The 17,144-nt window shown below is 60.4% G+C and carries 10 protein-coding genes; 9 read left to right on the plus strand and 1 reads right to left on the minus strand.

All coding sequences use genetic code 11. The features are described from left to right. Position 1 precedes the first annotated feature (1 nt). From IE123_RS13220 to IE123_RS13235, 4 genes are all read left to right on the plus strand, one after another. Entirely contained in the window at positions 2-3,757 is a 3,756-nt protein-coding gene (locus tag IE123_RS13220) for a DNA translocase FtsK (protein WP_189518950.1), read from the plus strand. A gap of 115 nt (positions 3,758-3,872) precedes the next feature. Then, entirely contained in the window at positions 3,873-4,535 is a 663-nt protein-coding gene (gene lolA / locus IE123_RS13225; protein WP_189518952.1) for an outer membrane lipoprotein periplasmic chaperone LolA, read from the plus strand. A 57-nt stretch (positions 4,536-4,592) separates the two neighbouring features. Next, positions 4,593-5,942, plus strand: coding sequence for a replication-associated recombination protein A (locus IE123_RS13230; protein WP_189518954.1), 1,350 nt, complete (start codon positions 4,593-4,595; stop codon positions 5,940-5,942). Between the two features lie 194 nt (positions 5,943-6,136). Next, positions 6,137-6,688, plus strand: a complete 552-nt coding sequence (locus IE123_RS13235) for a hemerythrin domain-containing protein (RefSeq protein WP_189518956.1) — start codon at positions 6,137-6,139, stop codon at positions 6,686-6,688. 113 nt (positions 6,689-6,801) lie between these two features. Here IE123_RS13235 and IE123_RS13240 read toward each other — a convergent pair whose 3' ends face one another. Next, a complete protein-coding gene (locus IE123_RS13240) occupies positions 6,802-7,386 on the minus strand; it encodes a DsrE family protein (protein WP_189518958.1) in 585 nt (194 codons plus the stop codon). 244 nt (positions 7,387-7,630) lie between these two features. Here IE123_RS13240 and trmA point away from each other — a divergent pair, with 244 nt between their 5' ends. The 5 genes from trmA to IE123_RS13265 all read left to right on the plus strand — a co-directional run bounded on the left by trmA (position 7,631) and on the right by IE123_RS13265 (position 17,131). Next, complete coding sequence (gene trmA, locus IE123_RS13245) at positions 7,631-8,764, plus strand: tRNA (uridine(54)-C5)-methyltransferase TrmA (RefSeq protein WP_189518960.1); 1,134 nt, start codon at positions 7,631-7,633, stop codon at positions 8,762-8,764. Between the two features lie 200 nt (positions 8,765-8,964). Continuing rightward, a complete protein-coding gene (locus IE123_RS13250; protein WP_189518962.1) occupies positions 8,965-13,809 on the plus strand; it encodes an NAD-glutamate dehydrogenase in 4,845 nt (1,614 codons plus the stop codon). Positions 13,810-13,923: 114 nt separating this feature from the next. After that, complete coding sequence (locus IE123_RS13255; RefSeq protein ID WP_189518964.1) at positions 13,924-14,748, plus strand: MOSC domain-containing protein; 825 nt, start codon at positions 13,924-13,926, stop codon at positions 14,746-14,748. Positions 14,749-14,863: 115 nt separating this feature from the next. Continuing rightward, positions 14,864-16,042 carry a prolipoprotein diacylglyceryl transferase gene (locus IE123_RS13260; RefSeq protein WP_189518966.1) on the plus strand — a complete coding sequence of 393 codons (1,179 nt, stop codon included), beginning with the start codon at positions 14,864-14,866 and terminating at the stop codon, positions 16,040-16,042. A gap of 66 nt (positions 16,043-16,108) precedes the next feature. Further along, on the plus strand, positions 16,109-17,131 hold the full coding sequence (locus tag IE123_RS13265) for a quinone-dependent dihydroorotate dehydrogenase (protein ID WP_189518968.1): 1,023 nt from the start codon (positions 16,109-16,111) through the stop codon (positions 17,129-17,131). The last annotated feature ends 13 nt before the right edge of the window (positions 17,132-17,144 follow it).

Below are 17,144 nucleotides of genomic sequence, written 5' to 3' on the forward strand. Positions count from 1 at the left end.
GTTGAGCGCCAGCAAGACCAGACAATCGCAATCGCAGTCACAGGCGCGCCGCAGCAAAAGCGGTGCCAGCCCGCGAACAACGCGTAAAAGCGCCACCATGCAGCGCTCTCGACAGCGTGTGACAAAAGCCCGGGATAACGCCCGCCACTTCAGTGCCAGGCTTCAGGGGGCTGCCAAGGAAGGGGTTGCCATCATCATGCTGGCGCTTTGCGCCTTTCTGCTGCTGGCGCTTTTCAGCTACATGCCGGCAGACCCCAGCTGGTCGCATAGTGGCCCGGATCAGCAGGTGACCAACTGGATGGGACCTGTCGGGGCGTGGCTTTCCGATGTTCTTTATTCCCTGTTTGGTGCCAGTGCGCTCTGGGCGCCCGGCATGCTGGGGCTGGGTGCCTGGCGGTTGATGCGTGCCCGGGAAGCCCATGTCGTCTGGGACCCCATGGCGCTGGCGGTGCGCGGGGGTGGCCTGCTGCTGGTCATGGTGGCTACCTGCAATGTCGGCGCGCTGCATTTTCAGGATGCCAGCAGCGATCTGCCCTATGGTTCGGGCGGTATCGTGGGTGAGGGCGTGTCGGCAGCGCTTGCCTCGCTGGTGGGCAAGCATGGCACCACGTTGCTGTCGCTGGCGGCCTTCCTTTGTGGCATGCCACTGCTGACCGGCATGTCCTGGTTTTCCATCATTGATGAAATGGGCAACGGCATCTGGCGTGGCGTACGCTGGTGCGCGCGTCGCCTAGGGATGGCAGGCGCGCAGATTGGCAGTGCTGGCTCAAGGCTCAGGGAGCGTCGGCGTGAAATGGCGCAGGAGCGCCGCGAGGCGTATCTCGCTGCCCAGGCAGAAGATGAGTTCGACTTTGGCCATGACGATGACGACCTCGATACCGGCCTGCGAGCAGATGCCGGGGATGCGCGCCCCCGTCGTGAGCGCAGCAGTATCTTTGCCCGCTTCATGCCAGGGCGTCGCACGCAGGACCATGACGACGAATACCTTGATGATCATGACGAGCCAATAGCCTCTGCTCGACATCAGCATGAAAGCGACGCTGATGATGAACAGGTGCCGGTATCCGGCATGCGCACCGGCGATGACGATATCCCCTGGGAGCAGCCCTGCGAAGCGCCTTCAGGGCGTGATGTGCCGGAGTCCAAAACGACGCCTGCCGAGACGATTACTCCTGCGGCTGACCGGCAAACAGAAAGCGCTCGCGATACGCTTGCATCTGATGCCATGTCTGACCGGCCGGCTGCCAGTGTCGAGGACGACAAGGCCCGTATGGCGTCGCCTGTGACCTCGACGCCCCCGGCTGAAGCAGGCGCATCTACACCGGCATCAGACATGGATGAGCCGCTGGTACAGGCGCCGGATGACGGCCGCGATATCGATGAAACACCAGAAAGGCCCGATGCTTCCGGAATGGCAGAAACCCGCGTAGATGAAGCCCCAGCGCCGGCAGAAGCCTCTCGAGCACCGTCGGAGCCACTTCAGCGTCCCGAGGCATCAGCATACGATGTTACTCGCAGGCGCATTCCGGAAGTCATTCCCGAGCCGCATCTGGCCGAGGATGACGATGACGGTCAAGCGCCGGGTGCTTCTTCATTTGAACCATCCGAGCCAGCACGACATTCGCCACCGCCCTTCGAGAATGTTCACGAGCCCCGCGTGCCTTCGTCAACACCGGGCGCCCCTGTTGCGCCGGTATCAGACGATATGACTCTGCCCGAGGTAGAAGCGCCTTCCGAGGAGCGTGTGGCACCACTCGTGGATGACATCCAGAGCAGTGATCGACCGGTACTGAGCTGGGAAGATGATGAGCCCGAGTTCTCGACACCGTTGAGCGCGCGTGAAGAAGACACATCAGAGCCTTCGGCGTCCGTATCCCCTGCGTCAACGCTGACCTTCGAGGAAGAAGATGATACTCGCAGCGATGCACTGGTGATGCCGGTTCCGCCAGCATCAACCCAGTCACCGCCCGAGACATCAGCACCGATAGCGCCATCGGGACATGAGCCGACGGCCGCGCCATCGGATCAACATGATACGAAAGGCGAGTCGCCGGTTAATGATGCTGCGGGTCATGCACCGGCAAGGGCGACGGCAGCAACGTCACCCTCTGCATCAGCCCCATCGGCCCCGGTAGCTGATGTCGCTGATCAGGGCGCTGATGAGAACACTGATAATGACAGCAGTGGCCCCACACTCTGGACGGTGCAGCAGATGCAGACCCAGCGTCCCGTGCATGAGTCTGACGGTGAACCGCTGGGTGAGCTGCCATCGCTGTCGCTTCTGACACCGCCGTCGTCTCACGAGCCGACCTATACGCCCGAGCAGCTCCAGGACATGGCAGAGCTTCTCGAAGTGCGCCTGCGTGAATACGGCGTCAAGGCCGAAGTTGTCGATACCTGGCCCGGCCCGGTCATCACACGTTTTGAGATCAAGCCGGCGCCTGGCGTGAAGGTCTCCAAGATCAGTAATCTGGCCAAGGATCTGGCGCGCTCGCTGATGGTGAAAAGCGTGCGCGTGGTCGAGATCATTCCAGGCCGCCCAACGGTCGGTATCGAAATTCCCAACCCCAACCGGGCGATGATCCGGCTGCGGGAGGTCTTTGATTCCGATGTCTATCAGGATGCCAGTTCGCCGGTCACGGTGGCACTGGGACAGGACATCGGCGGCAACCCGGTCGTGGCCAATCTGAACAAGATGCCGCACCTGCTGGTGGCCGGTACTACCGGCTCGGGTAAATCGGTGGGCGTCAACGCCATGCTGATCTCAATGCTTTTGAAGGCCACGCCTGACGAAGTGCGCATGATCATGGTCGATCCCAAGATGCTGGAGCTGTCAGTGTATGACGGCATTCCTCATCTGCTGGCCCCGGTCGTGACCGACATGAAGGAAGCGGCCAACGCCCTGCGCTGGTGCGTGGCGGAGATGGAGCGTCGCTACAAGCTGATGGCGGCCATGGGCGTGCGTAACCTGGCCGGCTTCAATGCACGTATCGATGAAGCCTCCGCCGCCGGCGCCCAGATTGCCGACCCGCTATGGGAGCCGCAGCCCTGGGAGATGCATGAGCAGCCGCCAGTGCTCGAAAAGCTGCCCTATATCGTGGTGGTGATTGATGAGTTTGCCGACATGTTCATGATCGTGGGCAAAAAGGTTGAAGAGCTGATTGCCCGTATTGCCCAGAAGGCGCGTGCGGCCGGCATTCACCTGATTCTGGCCACACAGCGTCCCTCGGTGGATGTGGTGACCGGCCTGATCAAGGCCAACATCCCGACGCGCATGGCCTTTCAGGTCTCCTCGCGCATCGATTCACGCACGATTCTGGATCAGGGCGGTGCCGAACATCTGCTCGGGCATGGTGACATGCTCTATCTGCCCGCCGGTGCCGGTATCCCGATGCGCGTGCACGGCGCCTTTGTAGACGATGATGAGGTGCATCGCGTGGTCGATGACTGGAAGCGTCGCGGTGAACCCGAGTATATCGATGAAATTCTCTCCGGCGGCGTGTCGGCCGATGCCCTGGCAGGACTTGAAGCCGAGGGAGAGGGTAGCGACGATCCGGAGCAGGACGCGCTTTACGATGAAGCAGTGGCCTACGTGACCGAATCACGTCGCGCATCGATCTCTTCGGTCCAGCGACGTTTCAAGATTGGCTACAATCGCGCCGCCCGACTCGTCGAGGCCATGGAAATGGCCGGCGTGGTGTCCTCCATGGGCAGTAACGGCGCCAGAGAGGTGCTGGCCTCGCCGCCGGCACACTGACGGCACTGTCTCGCTGAATCTTAAGTTTCAGCGAGGCGGATGATAGAACCTGCCGCCCGGTGGCAGGTCAAAGGGACACCACGGCACGCTCTGCCAACAAGGACAGGATGTTTTGATGACACTGATGACTCATGGCCGTAAAAGCCTCGCCCGTACACTGGGTCTGACCGGCGCTGCTCTCATGGCGGCCTGCATGACACTGCCGGCCCAGGCGGCCTCCAGCGATGCCGAACGACTGACGTCACTGCTGCAACCGCTCAAGACCTATTCGGCCGATTTCAATCAGCAGGTCGCCAGCGGTGGCGGCAGCCTGCAGGATGCCAGCGGCCATATGTGGCTCTCGCGTCCCGGGCGCTTCAACTGGGAAGTCTCCGACCCCTATCGCCAGACCGTGGTCTCCGACGGGCAAAAGGTTTATCTCTATGACCCCGATCTCGAGCAGGTGAGCATTCGCCCGCTGGATCAGCGCGTGACCCATACGCCGGCACTGCTGCTCTCCGGTCAGGCCAGCGAACTGACCGAGAACTACAATGTGTCGCGTCGCCAGCAGGGGACCACCGAGTTCTTTGCGCTCTCACCGCGCTCCAATGACATCCTGTTCGAATCGCTGGAGCTGGTGTTCAACAATGAGCGACTTTCGGGCATCGATCTGACCGATGGCACCGGCCAGCGTACGGAAATCTCGTTTCGCAATATCGAGGTCAATCCCGATATCAGCGCCTCGCAGTTTCAGTTCGAGATCCCTGAAGGGGCTGACGTGATGCGCGAAGGCAACTGATTGATATCGCGTTATCTGCCATGATGAGGGCATGACCCGCAAGGAGGTGCCTTCCTCATGAGTGACCTGTTTGATCGTGACGCGCCGCCCGGGCAACCCCTGGCGGCGCGTCTGCGTCCGGCCCGGCTTGAAGACTATATCGGCCAGTCACATCTGCTGGGGCCGGATCGCCCTTTGACGCGTGCGCTGGCGCGCGATCAGCTTTATTCGATGATCCTGTGGGGGCCGCCCGGGGTGGGCAAGACTACCCTGGCACGCCTGATTGCCGGCTATACCCGGTCACACTTTGCCACGCTCTCGGCCGTGTCGGCAGGCGTCAAGGAGATTCGCGCTGCCGCCTTTGAAGCGCAGCAGCGCGGTCAGAGCGGGCAGCGTACACTGCTGTTCGTCGATGAGGTGCATCGCTTCAACAAGGCGCAGCAGGATGCCTTTCTGCCCTGGGTTGAAGAGGGCGTGTTCACGTTTGTCGGCGCCACCACCGAAAATCCTTCCTTTGAGCTCAACAATGCACTGCTCTCGCGGGCGCGCGTTCATGTACTCAAGCCCTTGAGTGTGGAAGAGCTGCGCCAGGTGATTGACCGGGCGCTGATCGAGCCTGCCGGTCTGGGCGACGCCGGTATCGAGGCACCAGACAGCGTGCGTGATCTTCTGGCGCAGGCCGCTGATGGTGATGCGCGTCGGGCGCTCAATCTGCTGGAGATCGCCGCCGACATGGCCGAGGCCGGGCGTGACGGCGAGGCGCCGACGCTATCGCAGGCCGTCATCGAGGAGGTGCTGGGGGAGAGCACTCGGCGTCTCGACCGCGGCGGCGATCTCTTTTATGACCAGGTTTCAGCGCTGCACAAGTCGGTGCGCGGCAGTGCGCCGGATGCCGCCCTCTACTGGTACTGTCGCATGCTCGATGGCGGCGCGGACCCGCTCTACATTGCCCGTCGTGTAGTCCGCATGGCCAGCGAGGAAATCGGCAATGCCGACCCCCGGGCGCTGCGTCTGGCGCTTGATGGCTGGGAGGTGCAGGAGCGTCTGGGCAGTCCGGAAGGCGAGCTTGCCGTGGCCCAGGCCATTCTCTATATCGCCAGTGCCCCGAAAAGCAACGCCGCCTATGTCGCCTATAACCAGGCGCGAGCGCATGTGGCGTCCACGCCCGGGCATGATGTTCCGGTCCACCTGCGCAATGCGCCAACCTCCCTGATGAAATCGCTGGGCCATGGACATGAGTATCGCTATGCCCATGATGAGCCTCATGCCTACGCGGCCGGTGAAACCTACTTTCCCGAACCGCTTGAAGGAACGCGTTACTACCGGCCGGTCGATCGCGGGCTGGAAAAACGCATCGCCGAAAAGCTTGACTGGCTGGAAGGGCTTGATCAGGCTGCGACGCATCGACGCAGCGGCGAATCATCATGAGAAAGTATTAACGTTCGAGGGGCGTCATCTCATGCCCGTCATGGCGGGATCGAGGCCGGGGCGGGCGCCGGCGCAGGTGGTCAGGCTGTGGCGGGTATTAAATTTTCTGAACCCTGTATGCGACCAAAGTAAGTGGCAGGTGCTCTCAAAAAGCACAAGACTGGTAGCTCGTCAAATTTGCCGGAGACGCCGCCATGCTCAAGTTGACCCAGCTTCGCCAGGACCATGCGCATATGGCACGACTGCTTCATGTACTGTCGCTGCAGCATCGTTATCTTGTGACCGGAGAGCGCCCCAGCTTTCGTCTGATGCGTGAAGCCTGTGATTACATCATGGACTACATGGATGACTACATCGTGCCGCTGGAAACGCTTTGCGGCAATCGCCTGACCGAGCGCGGGGCGCATACCGGTCAGGAAATCTGTGAGCTGGCCGGTGAGTATCATGAACTCAAGCAGCGCCTGAGGCATCTGGCCGACGATCTCGATAATATCCTGATGGATGCCATCATGCCCATGACGCTGTTTGGTGAGCGCCTCAAGGCCTATCTGGACGCGCATCGCCATGTGCTGCGCATGGAGCGTGAGCATCTGTTTCCGCTGCTTGATGCCAGCCTCAATGAAGAGGAGTACGTTGAGTTGCGTGATGCGCTGCCGCTGCAGGCACGTACGCAGCTGATGCGTCTGCAACAGGAATATCCGGACCTCTATGCGGAGTTTCGTGAGGTTCGTCCGGCGGTGGCCTGAGTGCACATCCGGCATCCCCGGCAGATGACAGTACAAACATGAGCGGGGCGGCATTCACATGCCGCCCCGCTTTTTCATGCCAGCATCTTTATGACAGTGCCGGACAGTAGGAACTACAGACGCTCGTAGGCGTAACCTTCATTGCCATAAATGGCCAGTGTGCTGAGCGCTGAAGGCGTAATGTCGATCTCTTCATTGACCTCGTCATCAGCGATTTTCCAGTGGTTGAGCACCTGCCCGCATACTCGGACATGAACGCCGGCTTCCTTCAGGGCACTGACCAGCGCCACGTTGGGGTTTTCGATTCCGAACCACTTTTCATAAACGCTGGAAGTCACGACACTGCGGGTCGCGTCACCGTGGATGATGGCCACAAAATCCAGGTGCTCCAGCGGTACGCCGGCCTCGGCAAAGACATTGACCGCGCGTGCCACGCGCATCAAACCGGGATTGATGGTACGTGGATCATCGCTGCCACTGACCACATCAAAGATGACATGGTAATGCTTGCTGGGGTCAGGCACATCGACCGTGTCATGACGCTCGGCGATGCCGCCAAATTTCTCTATGGCCGGATAGCGTACATGATCAAGGCCTGTTGCCGGCTTGCGAGGAATGGCGGCAGCAAAGAGCACCATAAGCACGGCTGCGAACACGAGTGCCGCCAGCATCCAGTACCGCTTGAGAAGAGTCAGCATGTAGGGTCCCTGAAACGAGAAAAGTGATGTCCGTATGGAGAGGTTACCTGGTGGCGTAACGTTCGAGGTATAGCCGACAGGGCGTCAGGAGTCTATAGCATGCGTCATGACGCCACCATGTCACGATGGTGCAAGGTCGCGGCAGGCGCCATCAGGACTTGAGCTGCGATGGGCAGGCGCTACACTGGCGGCCTTTTCAATCATGCCCGTTATCGTTCGTGACGGCCGGATCAGGTATTTCACATTGAGCGTACCCGTCGTTAATCCCGACCAGTACTCTGCGCAGCTTGAGGCCAAGCGTCAGCGCATCATCGATCAGTTCGCCCGTTTCAGGGCGCCGACACTTGAGGTCTTTGCCTCCCCGGCCAGCCATTACCGCATGCGCTGTGAGTTTCGCCTGTGGCATGAGGGCGATGATCTCTTTCATGCCATGTTTGATGCCGACCCCAGTACGCGTGATGGCAAGAAGACGGTGCGAATGGATCAGTACCCGGTCGCGAGTCGGCGTATCAATGCGCTGATGACGCAACTGCTTGATGCCATCCGGGACAGTCATGTGCTGCGTCATCGTCTTTTTCAGGTCGAATATCTCACCACCCGGCAGGGTGAGGCGCTGGTCACGCTGGTCTATCATCGAAAGCTTGATGATGCCTGGGAGCAGGCCGCCCGTGCGCTCGAGAAGACACTTGATGCCGCCATCATTGGCCGGTCGCGCAAGCAGCGTCTGGTGCTGACGCGTGAATCGGTCACCGAGCATCTCAACGTGGCCGGGCGCGTGTTCAGCTATCAGCAGGTCGAAAACAGCTTCACCCAGCCCAACGCCGACATTGCGGAAAGCATGCTCAACTGGGCGCGCGAAGTGACACAGGGCGAAGAGGGCCAGCGCCGTGAGACCGATCTGGTCGAGCTTTACTGTGGCAACGGCAATTTCACGATCGCCCTGGCAGACAATTTTCGTCGCGTGGTGGCCACCGAGATTTCGCGCACGTCGGTGGCCTCGGCCCAGCACAACCTGGCACTCAACGGCATCGACAACGTACACGTGGCACGCATGTCGAGCGAGGAATTTGCCCAGGCGCTGTCAGGTGAGAAAACGGGGCGGCGTGTCAGTGACATGCAGCTTGAAACCCATGACTTCTCGACCGTGCTGGTCGATCCGCCGCGGGCGGGGCTGGACGCGCAAAGCTGCGAACAGATCGCCCGCTTCGATGACATCGTCTACATCTCCTGCAACCCGGATACGCTTGAAACCAATCTCGAGCAGCTGGGGCGTACCCACGAGATTCATCGCTTTGCGCTCTTTGATCAGTTTCCCTATACCCATCACTGTGAGTGCGGTGTGCTGTTGAAGCGTCGTCAGATGCCAAGCGGCGTCTGATATCGACAGCACGCTTGCGTTGCGGCGCTTTTCCCCATGCCATGCCGATAGAAGCATTGAAGCCGGCGTGCCCATGCCTGATGGTCATGGGGCATGATGAAAATGCGCATACAGTAGGGATAAAGCGTTGACTGAACTAGGATGTCACTGTGGTCATCCCATCAGGATGCGTAGGCATTTGCGGTACGCGAGGAGAATCGATGCAGAGTACAGTGCCGGATAACAAGGAAGACTTTTTCAAAGCGCTCGAGACGCTGCTGGACGAGCGTCTGGCGCCCGAGCAAGCGCGCGATATCAGCGCCTTTGCGCGTCACTATTACGCGGCGGCCAGCCATGAGGATCTGCGCGAGCGCCATTTTGAAGATCTTTATGGCGCCACGCTGTCCACCTGGTTTTTCCTGCAGCAGCGTGAAAGGGCAGATCGTCCTCGGGTGCGCGTGTTCAATCCCGAATACGAGGAGCATGGCTGGCAGACGACCCATACCGTTGTCGAAGTGCTCAGTCCGGACATGTCGTTTCTCGTCGACTCGGTGCGCATCGAGCTCAATCGTTGCGGGTTTACCGTTCACTCTATCCTCAACTCGGTGATTGCCACCGAGCGCGATGATGATCAGAAACTGATTCGCTTTACCCCGCCGCGCGCCTCTGATGCGCCCTCGACCCGTGAGTCGATCATCTATATCGAGATCGATCGACACTCCGACCCCGCCATGCTCAATGAACTCAGGGACAACATCCTTGATGTGTTGACCGATGTGCGTGCTGCCGTGGGCGATTTCGAGGCCATGCGTGATCAGGCGCGCGCCGCACTGGAGGAAATGCGTTCGCGTCAGCCCCAGAATGCGGCCTCACGCGATGTTGATGAAGCCCGCGACTTTCTGGCATGGCTTCTGGATGATCACTTTACCTTTCTGGGCTTTGAAGAGTACGTGCTGGAAGACCGGGACGGCCATCCCCAGCTGGTGCGCTCGAACGACAGCGAGCTTGGGGTGCTGAAACTCGATACCCCGCGATACAGCGAAGAGCCTCAGCAGTTCAGCGCAGATGCCGAGGAAGCGGGGGAATATGTTCTGATTCCCGAGCTGATTTCCTTTGCCAAGAGCGCCTGGCCATCGCGCATTCACCGTCCCAGTTACCCGGACTACATCATTGTCGAGCGTCACAATGAAAAGGGCGAGGTGATCGGTGAGCGGCGTTTTCTGGGGCTCTATACGCTGTCGGTCTACAACGAACGCCCGGTCAACATCCCGGTGCTGCGTCGCAAGATCGATGCTGTCATCAGCACCTCGGGCGTTGATCCGGCCGGGCACAACGGCAAGCAGCTTCAGCAGATTCTGGAAGTCTATCCGCGCGATGAGCTGTTCCAGATGGGGACAGACGACCTGTGTCGTACGGCGCTGGGCATTCTGAGCATGCGTGAGCGTCGCCGCGTGCGGCTCTTTATTCGCGAGGATCGTTCAGGACGCTTCTATTCCTGTCTGGTGTATGTCCCGCGTGACGTGTTCTCGACCGATCTGCGACTGCGTATTCAGAACATGCTCTGTGAAGAGCTCGATGCCAGTTTTGGCGATTTCAATACCTATCTTTCCGAGTCGGTACTGGCGCGCATTCAACTGGTCCTGCGCTTTAATCGCGATACGCCGGTCACCTACGACAATCGCGCACTGGAGCAGAAGGTCATTGCCATTGCCCGCGGCTGGCGTGACGATCTGCACGACGCGCTGGTGGAAGGCTATGGCGAAGAGCCTGCCAATCGATTGATGGAGCGCTACCGCGACGCCTTCCCGAGCAGCTACCGGGAAGACTTCACGGCACGGACCGCCATCTACGATATCGGCCACATGGAAAGTCTGGACGATGCAAGCGCAATCGGCCTGAGCCTTTATCGTCAGGCGGAGCATGAAAGCGACGTCAATCTGAAGCTCTTTCATCGCAACCGACCGGTGCCGCTGTCCGATGTGCTGCCGATGCTGGAACACATGGGACTGCGAGTCATCAGCGAACGGCCCTATGAGATCGAACGCACCGATAATGTGCTCTGGATTCACGACTTCAATCTGGAGACCTCCGGGCGTGAGCCGGTCGATCTGCACGGCATGCGGGACAACTTCATCGATGCCTTCAAGCGTATCTGGTCAGGTGCCGCCGAGAGTGACAGCTTTAACCGCCTGATCACGTCAGCGAAGCTGGACTGGCGCGAGGTGGCGATGCTGCGGGCCTATGCGCGCTATCTCAAGCAGGTGCGCTTTGGCCTGTCACAGGACTATATCGCCACGGCGCTGACCCAGCATGCCGGAATCACCCGTGAACTGGTGGCCCTGTTTCGACACCGGTTTGATCCGCAGGCCTCACGTGATGACAGCGAGGCCAAAAGGATTCGTGAGCGTATCGAGGCCTGGCTGGAAGAGGTCACCAGCCTCAACGATGATCAGCTGATTCGCCGCTATATGGAGCTGATTGACGCCACGCTGCGCACCAACTATTTCCAGCCGGCGGCCGATGGCGGCCCCAGGTCCTATATCTCCTTCAAGCTGGCGCCGCGTCAGATCAGCGATGTGCCACGCCCGCGTCCGCTGTATGAAATCTTTGTCTACTCGCCGCGCATGGAAGGGGTGCATCTGCGTACCACCAATATTGCACGTGGTGGCATGCGCTGGTCCGATCGCTTCGAGGATTTTCGTACCGAAATTCTGGGGCTGGTCAAGGCGCAGCATGTGAAGAACTCGGTCATCGTGCCCAGCGGTGCCAAGGGTGGCTTTATCTGCAAGCAGGCGCCGGTCGGTGGCAGTCGCGAAGAGATCCAGAAGGAGGGCATTGCCTGCTATCAGATTTTGATTCGTGGCATGCTCGATATCACCGATAACCTGATCGACAAACAGGTCGTACCGCCCGAGCATGTTGTGCGTCATGACGGGGACGACCCCTATCTGGTGGTGGCCGCCGACAAGGGCACGGCTACCTTCTCCGATATCGCCAACGCGCTGGCACAGGAATACAACTTCTGGCTGGGTGATGCCTTCGCTTCCGGCGGCAAGCACGGCTATGACCACAAGGCCATGGCGATCACTGCGCGCGGCGCCTGGGAGGCGGTCAAGCGTCACTTCCGCGAGCTGGGGCTCAATACCCAGAAGGATCCCTTTACTGTCATCGGTGTGGGTGACATGGCCGGCGACGTATTTGGTAACGGCATGCTGCTGTCCGAGCAGATTCAGCTGGTGGCCGCCTTCAACCATCGCCATATCTTTATCGATCCTGACCCGGACTGTGCGGCATCCTTCAAGGAACGCCAGCGTATGTTTGGTCTGGCCGCGTCCAGCTGGGAGGATTACGACAGATCGCTGATCAGCCAGGGCGGCGGTATCTTCTCGCGCGATGCGAAGTCGATCGAGATTACCGATGCCATGAAGTCCCGCTTCGGGATCAAGTCATCGCGCATGGCGCCTGCCGAGCTGATCAATGCGCTGTTGAAGGCAAAAGTGGATCTGCTCTGGAACGGCGGCATCGGCACCTACGTCAAGTCCAGCCAGGAAAGTCACGCCGATGTGGGTGACAAGGCCAACGATACGCTGCGTGTCAATGGCAGCGAGCTTGGCTGTCGCGTGATTGGTGAGGGCGGTAATCTGGGGGTCACTCAGCTCGGACGTCGCGAGGCGGCCCAGCACGGCGTACGCCTGAATACCGACTTCATCGATAACGCCGGTGGCGTGAATTGCTCCGACCATGAGGTCAATATCAAGATCCTGCTTGATGAAGTGGTCTCGCGTGGCGACATGACCGGCAAGCAGCGTAACGATCTGCTGGCGCAGATGACCGATGAGGTGGCCGAGCTGGTGGTGGATGACAACTATCGCCAGACCCAGGCACTCTCCCTGTCACGACTGCTGTCGGCGGAAAACCTCGGACCCTACCGACGCTTTATCCGTGATCTGGAAGAGACCGGCCAGCTTGATCGTGAGCTGGAGGCGCTACCGGATGATGCCACGCTGGCCGCGCGCGCCGAACGGGGCGAGGGACTGACCCATCCGGAGCTCTCGTCACTGATTTCGCATGCCAAGATTGATCTCAAGGGTCTGCTGATGGCGTCGGAGGTGCCCAATGAGCCGGGCATCGTCGATCATGCCGAGCGCGCCTTCCCGGCCACGCTGGTATCACGTTACGGCGAGGAGATCGCCAGTCACCGGCTGCGTCATCAGATTGTGGCGACCAAGGTGGCAGGGGATGTGATCAATCACATGGGCATTCCGTTCGTGCGCCGGCTGATGGATATTACCGGCACCAGCGCCGGTGAGGTCGTTCGCGCCTATGTCATGGCCCGCGACAGCTTCGGGCTGGAATCGCTGTGGGAGCAGATCGAGGCACTGGATACGCAGGTCGATGCTGCCATTCAGTACGACATGATGCTCGCACTGGTGCGCCTGCTGCGTCGTGCCACGCGCTATTTCCTGCGCTATCACATGCAGGCTAATGCCGAAGAGGTGGTCGAGCAGTACGCGCCTGACCTTGCCCGCCTTCAGGAGAACATTGGTGAAAGGCTGCGGGGCGAGGCGCAGCGTCAGTGTCTGGCACTGCGTGATCGTTATGTCGAGGCCGGTGCGCCACAGGCACTCGCCGAGCGTGTGGCTGCCACTGAAAGCCTTTATGCCGGGCTGGGTATCATCGATACGGCGCGACTGACCGAAGTATCGCTGGAGCGGGTCGCCGATACCTACTATCTCATCGGCGAGCGCCTCTCGCTGCCCTGGATGCTGGAGCAGGTCAATCGCCTTGAGGTGAACGACAGCTGGCAGACGATCGCGCGGGAAGCCCTTCGCGACGATCTGGATCGTCAGCAGCTGACGCTGGCAGCAAGCGTCCTGCGCAGTGAAGAGTGCCAGGATGTCGATAGCTGCGTCGAGCAGTGGATGGAGCAGCACAAGGCGCCCGTCAAGCGCTGGTGTGCGCTGCTGGAAGAAGTTCACTCCAGCGACGAGCTGGGCTATGCGCTCTTCACGGTTGCCGTGAGGGCACTTGGTGAGCTTTCAGAGCGTCCTCCTTCCGCGGCGTAATCAGCGCAGCAGGCGCCGGCCTGCCGTGATCGAAGCATCCACGCCGCCCCCCGGGGCGGCGTTTCTTTTATGTTACATTGACGCCCACCCGTTCTGGACACTGGATGGTTGCTCATGACGCCCTGCATCAGCTCATTGCATATTTACCCGGTAAAATCGCTGGCCGGCATCGACCTGCGCGAGTCACTGTTGACTGCCGAGGGGCTGGCCCACGATCGACGCTGGGTCATTACCGACGAGAATGGCGATTTCATGACCCAGCGAAGCTGCACGCGCATGGCCACCCTGATCCCCGCCATCGATCAGCATCATCTGATTCTTGAAGCGCCGGACGGGCGTCATCTTTTCATTTCGCTCGCCCCGCCCGAAGTGGCGCCTTCACGCGTGCGCATCTTTGGCACCGAGTGTCAGGGGCTTGATGAAGGCGATGAGGCAGCGCAGTGGCTGAGCGACTTTTTTGAGCGGCCCGTCAGGCTCAAGCGTGTACCCCGGGACAACCAGCGCCGTGTCAGCCCCGAGCGTCTGGGCGAGCATGTGGCCCATACCGGCTTTGCCGATGGCTATCCGCTGCTGGTGGCGTCAATGACGTCACTGGCCGCGCTCAATGCCCGGCTGGCGGCACGCACCCTGCCGACGATCCCCATGTCGCGCTTTCGACCCAATATTGTCATCAATGGGGCGCCGGCCTTTGCCGAGCATGACAGCGAAACGCTGACAGGTGAGTACCTGTCTCTTTGGCTGTGCAAGCCCTGCGAACGCTGCCGTATTACCACCATCAATCAGAGCAGCGGTGAGATTGCCGTGCCGGGAGAGCCGTTGAAAACGTTGATGACGATGGATCATGTGCCGGGCGCTGGCGCCTTTTTTGGCGAAAACGCCGTCATCATGGAGGGTGCCGGGCAATACCTTCATACCGGTATGCCAGTGAGCATGCGCTAGTCAAAACCATCGCCAAATACGCAGGCTTTGTTATGCTGTGGCCGTTTTGCTGACCGGCGGCGACCACAACTGCTGTCTGCATCGGTATCAATGGATCATTCCAACGAGAGACATCATGAAAAATACAATCTTGTATCTGGCACTGGGGATGGGCGTAGGGCTTGGCACTCTCTCGGGGCAGGTACTGGCTGCAAAGAGCCCGGCGCTCGAGCGGGCCGAGCAGGCCGCAGGCCAGGTCGATATCTCCGATGCCATTCAGCGCGATACGGATTCCATGAGCCGGTCCATGTACCTGGGCTCAAAGCCGGTGTCGCATGATTTCGATGTCAAGCAGGGTGGGGAGTACATCATTGAGGCGCGTGCCTTCCACGGCACATCGGGGCTTTATGAGGTCAACGCCGAGCTTCGTGATGATGCCGGTCAGACACTGGCCTCGGCCAGCGGCAACAACCAGACCAACGGCCTGATGATCCGTCATGAGCTGGCACCGGGCACCTATCATGTGGTAATTACCGGTCAGAACCGCAGCCCGGCGCGAGATCAGACCCAGTCCGTGACCGTCTCCGTACAGCAGGCCGATGCCAGCGTGCGTGGCGAGGGGCTGGCCGATGCCAGTCGCATCGAACGACTGGGGCCTGCGCAGGCAGCCACCGGTGTCAACAATGCCAATGCACCGGCACGGCTGGGGCGCGATGGTGCCGTTCAGGGCGATGCGACTGCTGCCGGCGTCGGCGCCTCGCAGCGCAGTGCCAGCGCAACAGCCGGCCCCGGTGAGACACGTCCCGAGCCCGGCCCTTCTGGCAGGGCACTGGAGCATGCCGCCCAGTCAGTAACTGCCGAAGAGGGCGAGGGCCTGACGGCAGGGCAGGGAGACATTAATGCCGCCCGCAACAGCCAGCAGGTCGATACGGCCGGGAGCAGTGACGCGCGTCCGGCGCAGCAGACAGCGCCGGCTGACAATGACGCTTCCCCCATTCGTGAGCGCATCCTGCGTGACGTGCCCATGCGCACCAACGGGGAAGTTCTCAGGTTTGAAGTGGTTTCTGCCGGCACCGTGACCGTTGACAGCTTCACGATGGATTCCAGCGGTAACTACCGTATTTCCGGTGAGCTGCTCGACAGCGATGGCAACGTGGTGGCCAGTGACAGCGGCAGCGGCTTCCAGGGCGATTTCCATCTGCGTGAATCCCTTGAGCCCGGCATCTACAGCGTGCGCGTACGCGGTCAGAAGTTCGGCGGCGTGCGTGGCGGTGCCAACAACTTCACGCTGCGTGTGGAACAGCCTGGCGAATAACCCATCATCTACAGGCCCGGGTGGTGGCCCGGGCCAGGTCAATCTCTCCTCAAGGACATGCCCCACATGTACAAGGCCGCTCGTGCGCTGTTGTTTCGTCTCGACCCTGAAACGGCTCATGATCTGACGCTGTCGTCTCTGGCGTTGGCGCATCGCCTTCACATGCAGCGTGTGCTGGCAGCGCCCATGATAGAAGATCCCGTCACGCTGATGGGGCTTCGCTTTGCCAATCGGGTCGGGTTGTCAGCCGGGCTGGACAAGAATGCCGAGCACCTCGATGCCCTGGGGGCGCTGGGGTTTGGCTTTGTGGAAGTCGGCACGGTCACACCGCGTGCCCAGTCGGGCAACCCAAAACCCAGACTTTTTCGACTGCCCGAGCAGGGCGCCATTATCAATCGTATGGGATTCAACAATCAGGGCGTCGATCAGCTCATCGCCAACGTTGCCCGTAGCCGTTATGACGGCGTGATTGGTATCAACATCGGCAAGAACCTGACCACGCCGGTCGAGCAGGCCGTGGATGATTACATGACTTGTCTGCGCGCCGTGCATGGCCACGCCCATTATGTGACTGTCAATATTTCCTCACCCAACACCCCGGGGCTTCGAAGCCTGCAGTTTGGCGAGCAGCTCAATGCGCTGCTGTCAGCGCTGCAGCAGGAGAACCGGATGCTCAATCAGCGTCATGGTCGACAGGTGCCGCTGGCCGTCAAGATTGCGCCGGACATGAGCGAGCCGGAAACGGATCTGGTGGCCGAGTGCCTCAGGGCCTGCCATATCGAGGCGGTCATTGGCACCAATACCACCGTCAGCCGTGAGGGGATTGCGGGTAGTGTCCATGCCGACGAAGCCGGTGGCCTGTCTGGCCGTCCTGTAAGAGAGGCATCCACTACCATTGTCAGACGCTTGCGTGAGAAGCTGGCGGATATCACCATCATCGGCGTCGGCGGTATCGATAGTGGCGAGGCCGCACTGGAAAAGCGTCGCGCAGGTGCCGATCTGGTACAGCTTTACAGTGGATTGATCTATGAAGGTCCGGCGCTGGTGGGACAATGCGCCAGAGCTCTACGGGAAGCGCATACCTTATAGAACGTCAGAGAAT

The organism is Kushneria pakistanensis, assembly GCF_014652795.1.
GTDB lineage: Bacteria > Pseudomonadota > Gammaproteobacteria > Pseudomonadales > Halomonadaceae > Kushneria > Kushneria pakistanensis.

Bases quoted from the DNA above. Each gene is read 5' to 3' on its own strand.
- IE123_RS13235 (WP_189518956.1), top strand. From the start codon at position 6,137: ATGCTCAAGTTGACCCAGCTTCGCCAGGACCATGCGCATATGGCACGA.
- IE123_RS13260 (WP_189518966.1), top strand. From the start codon at position 14,864: ATGAAAAATACAATCTTGTATCTGGCACTGGGGATGGGCGTAGGGCTT.
- IE123_RS13230 (WP_189518954.1), top strand. From the start codon at position 4,593: ATGAGTGACCTGTTTGATCGTGACGCGCCGCCCGGGCAACCCCTGGCG.
- IE123_RS13255 (WP_189518964.1), top strand. From the start codon at position 13,924: ATGACGCCCTGCATCAGCTCATTGCATATTTACCCGGTAAAATCGCTG.
- lolA (WP_189518952.1), top strand. From the start codon at position 3,873: ATGACACTGATGACTCATGGCCGTAAAAGCCTCGCCCGTACACTGGGT.
- IE123_RS13265 (WP_189518968.1), top strand. From the start codon at position 16,109: ATGTACAAGGCCGCTCGTGCGCTGTTGTTTCGTCTCGACCCTGAAACG.
- IE123_RS13240 (WP_189518958.1), bottom strand. From the start codon at position 7,386: ATGCTGACTCTTCTCAAGCGGTACTGGATGCTGGCGGCACTCGTGTTC.
- IE123_RS13250 (WP_189518962.1), top strand. From the start codon at position 8,965: ATGCAGAGTACAGTGCCGGATAACAAGGAAGACTTTTTCAAAGCGCTC.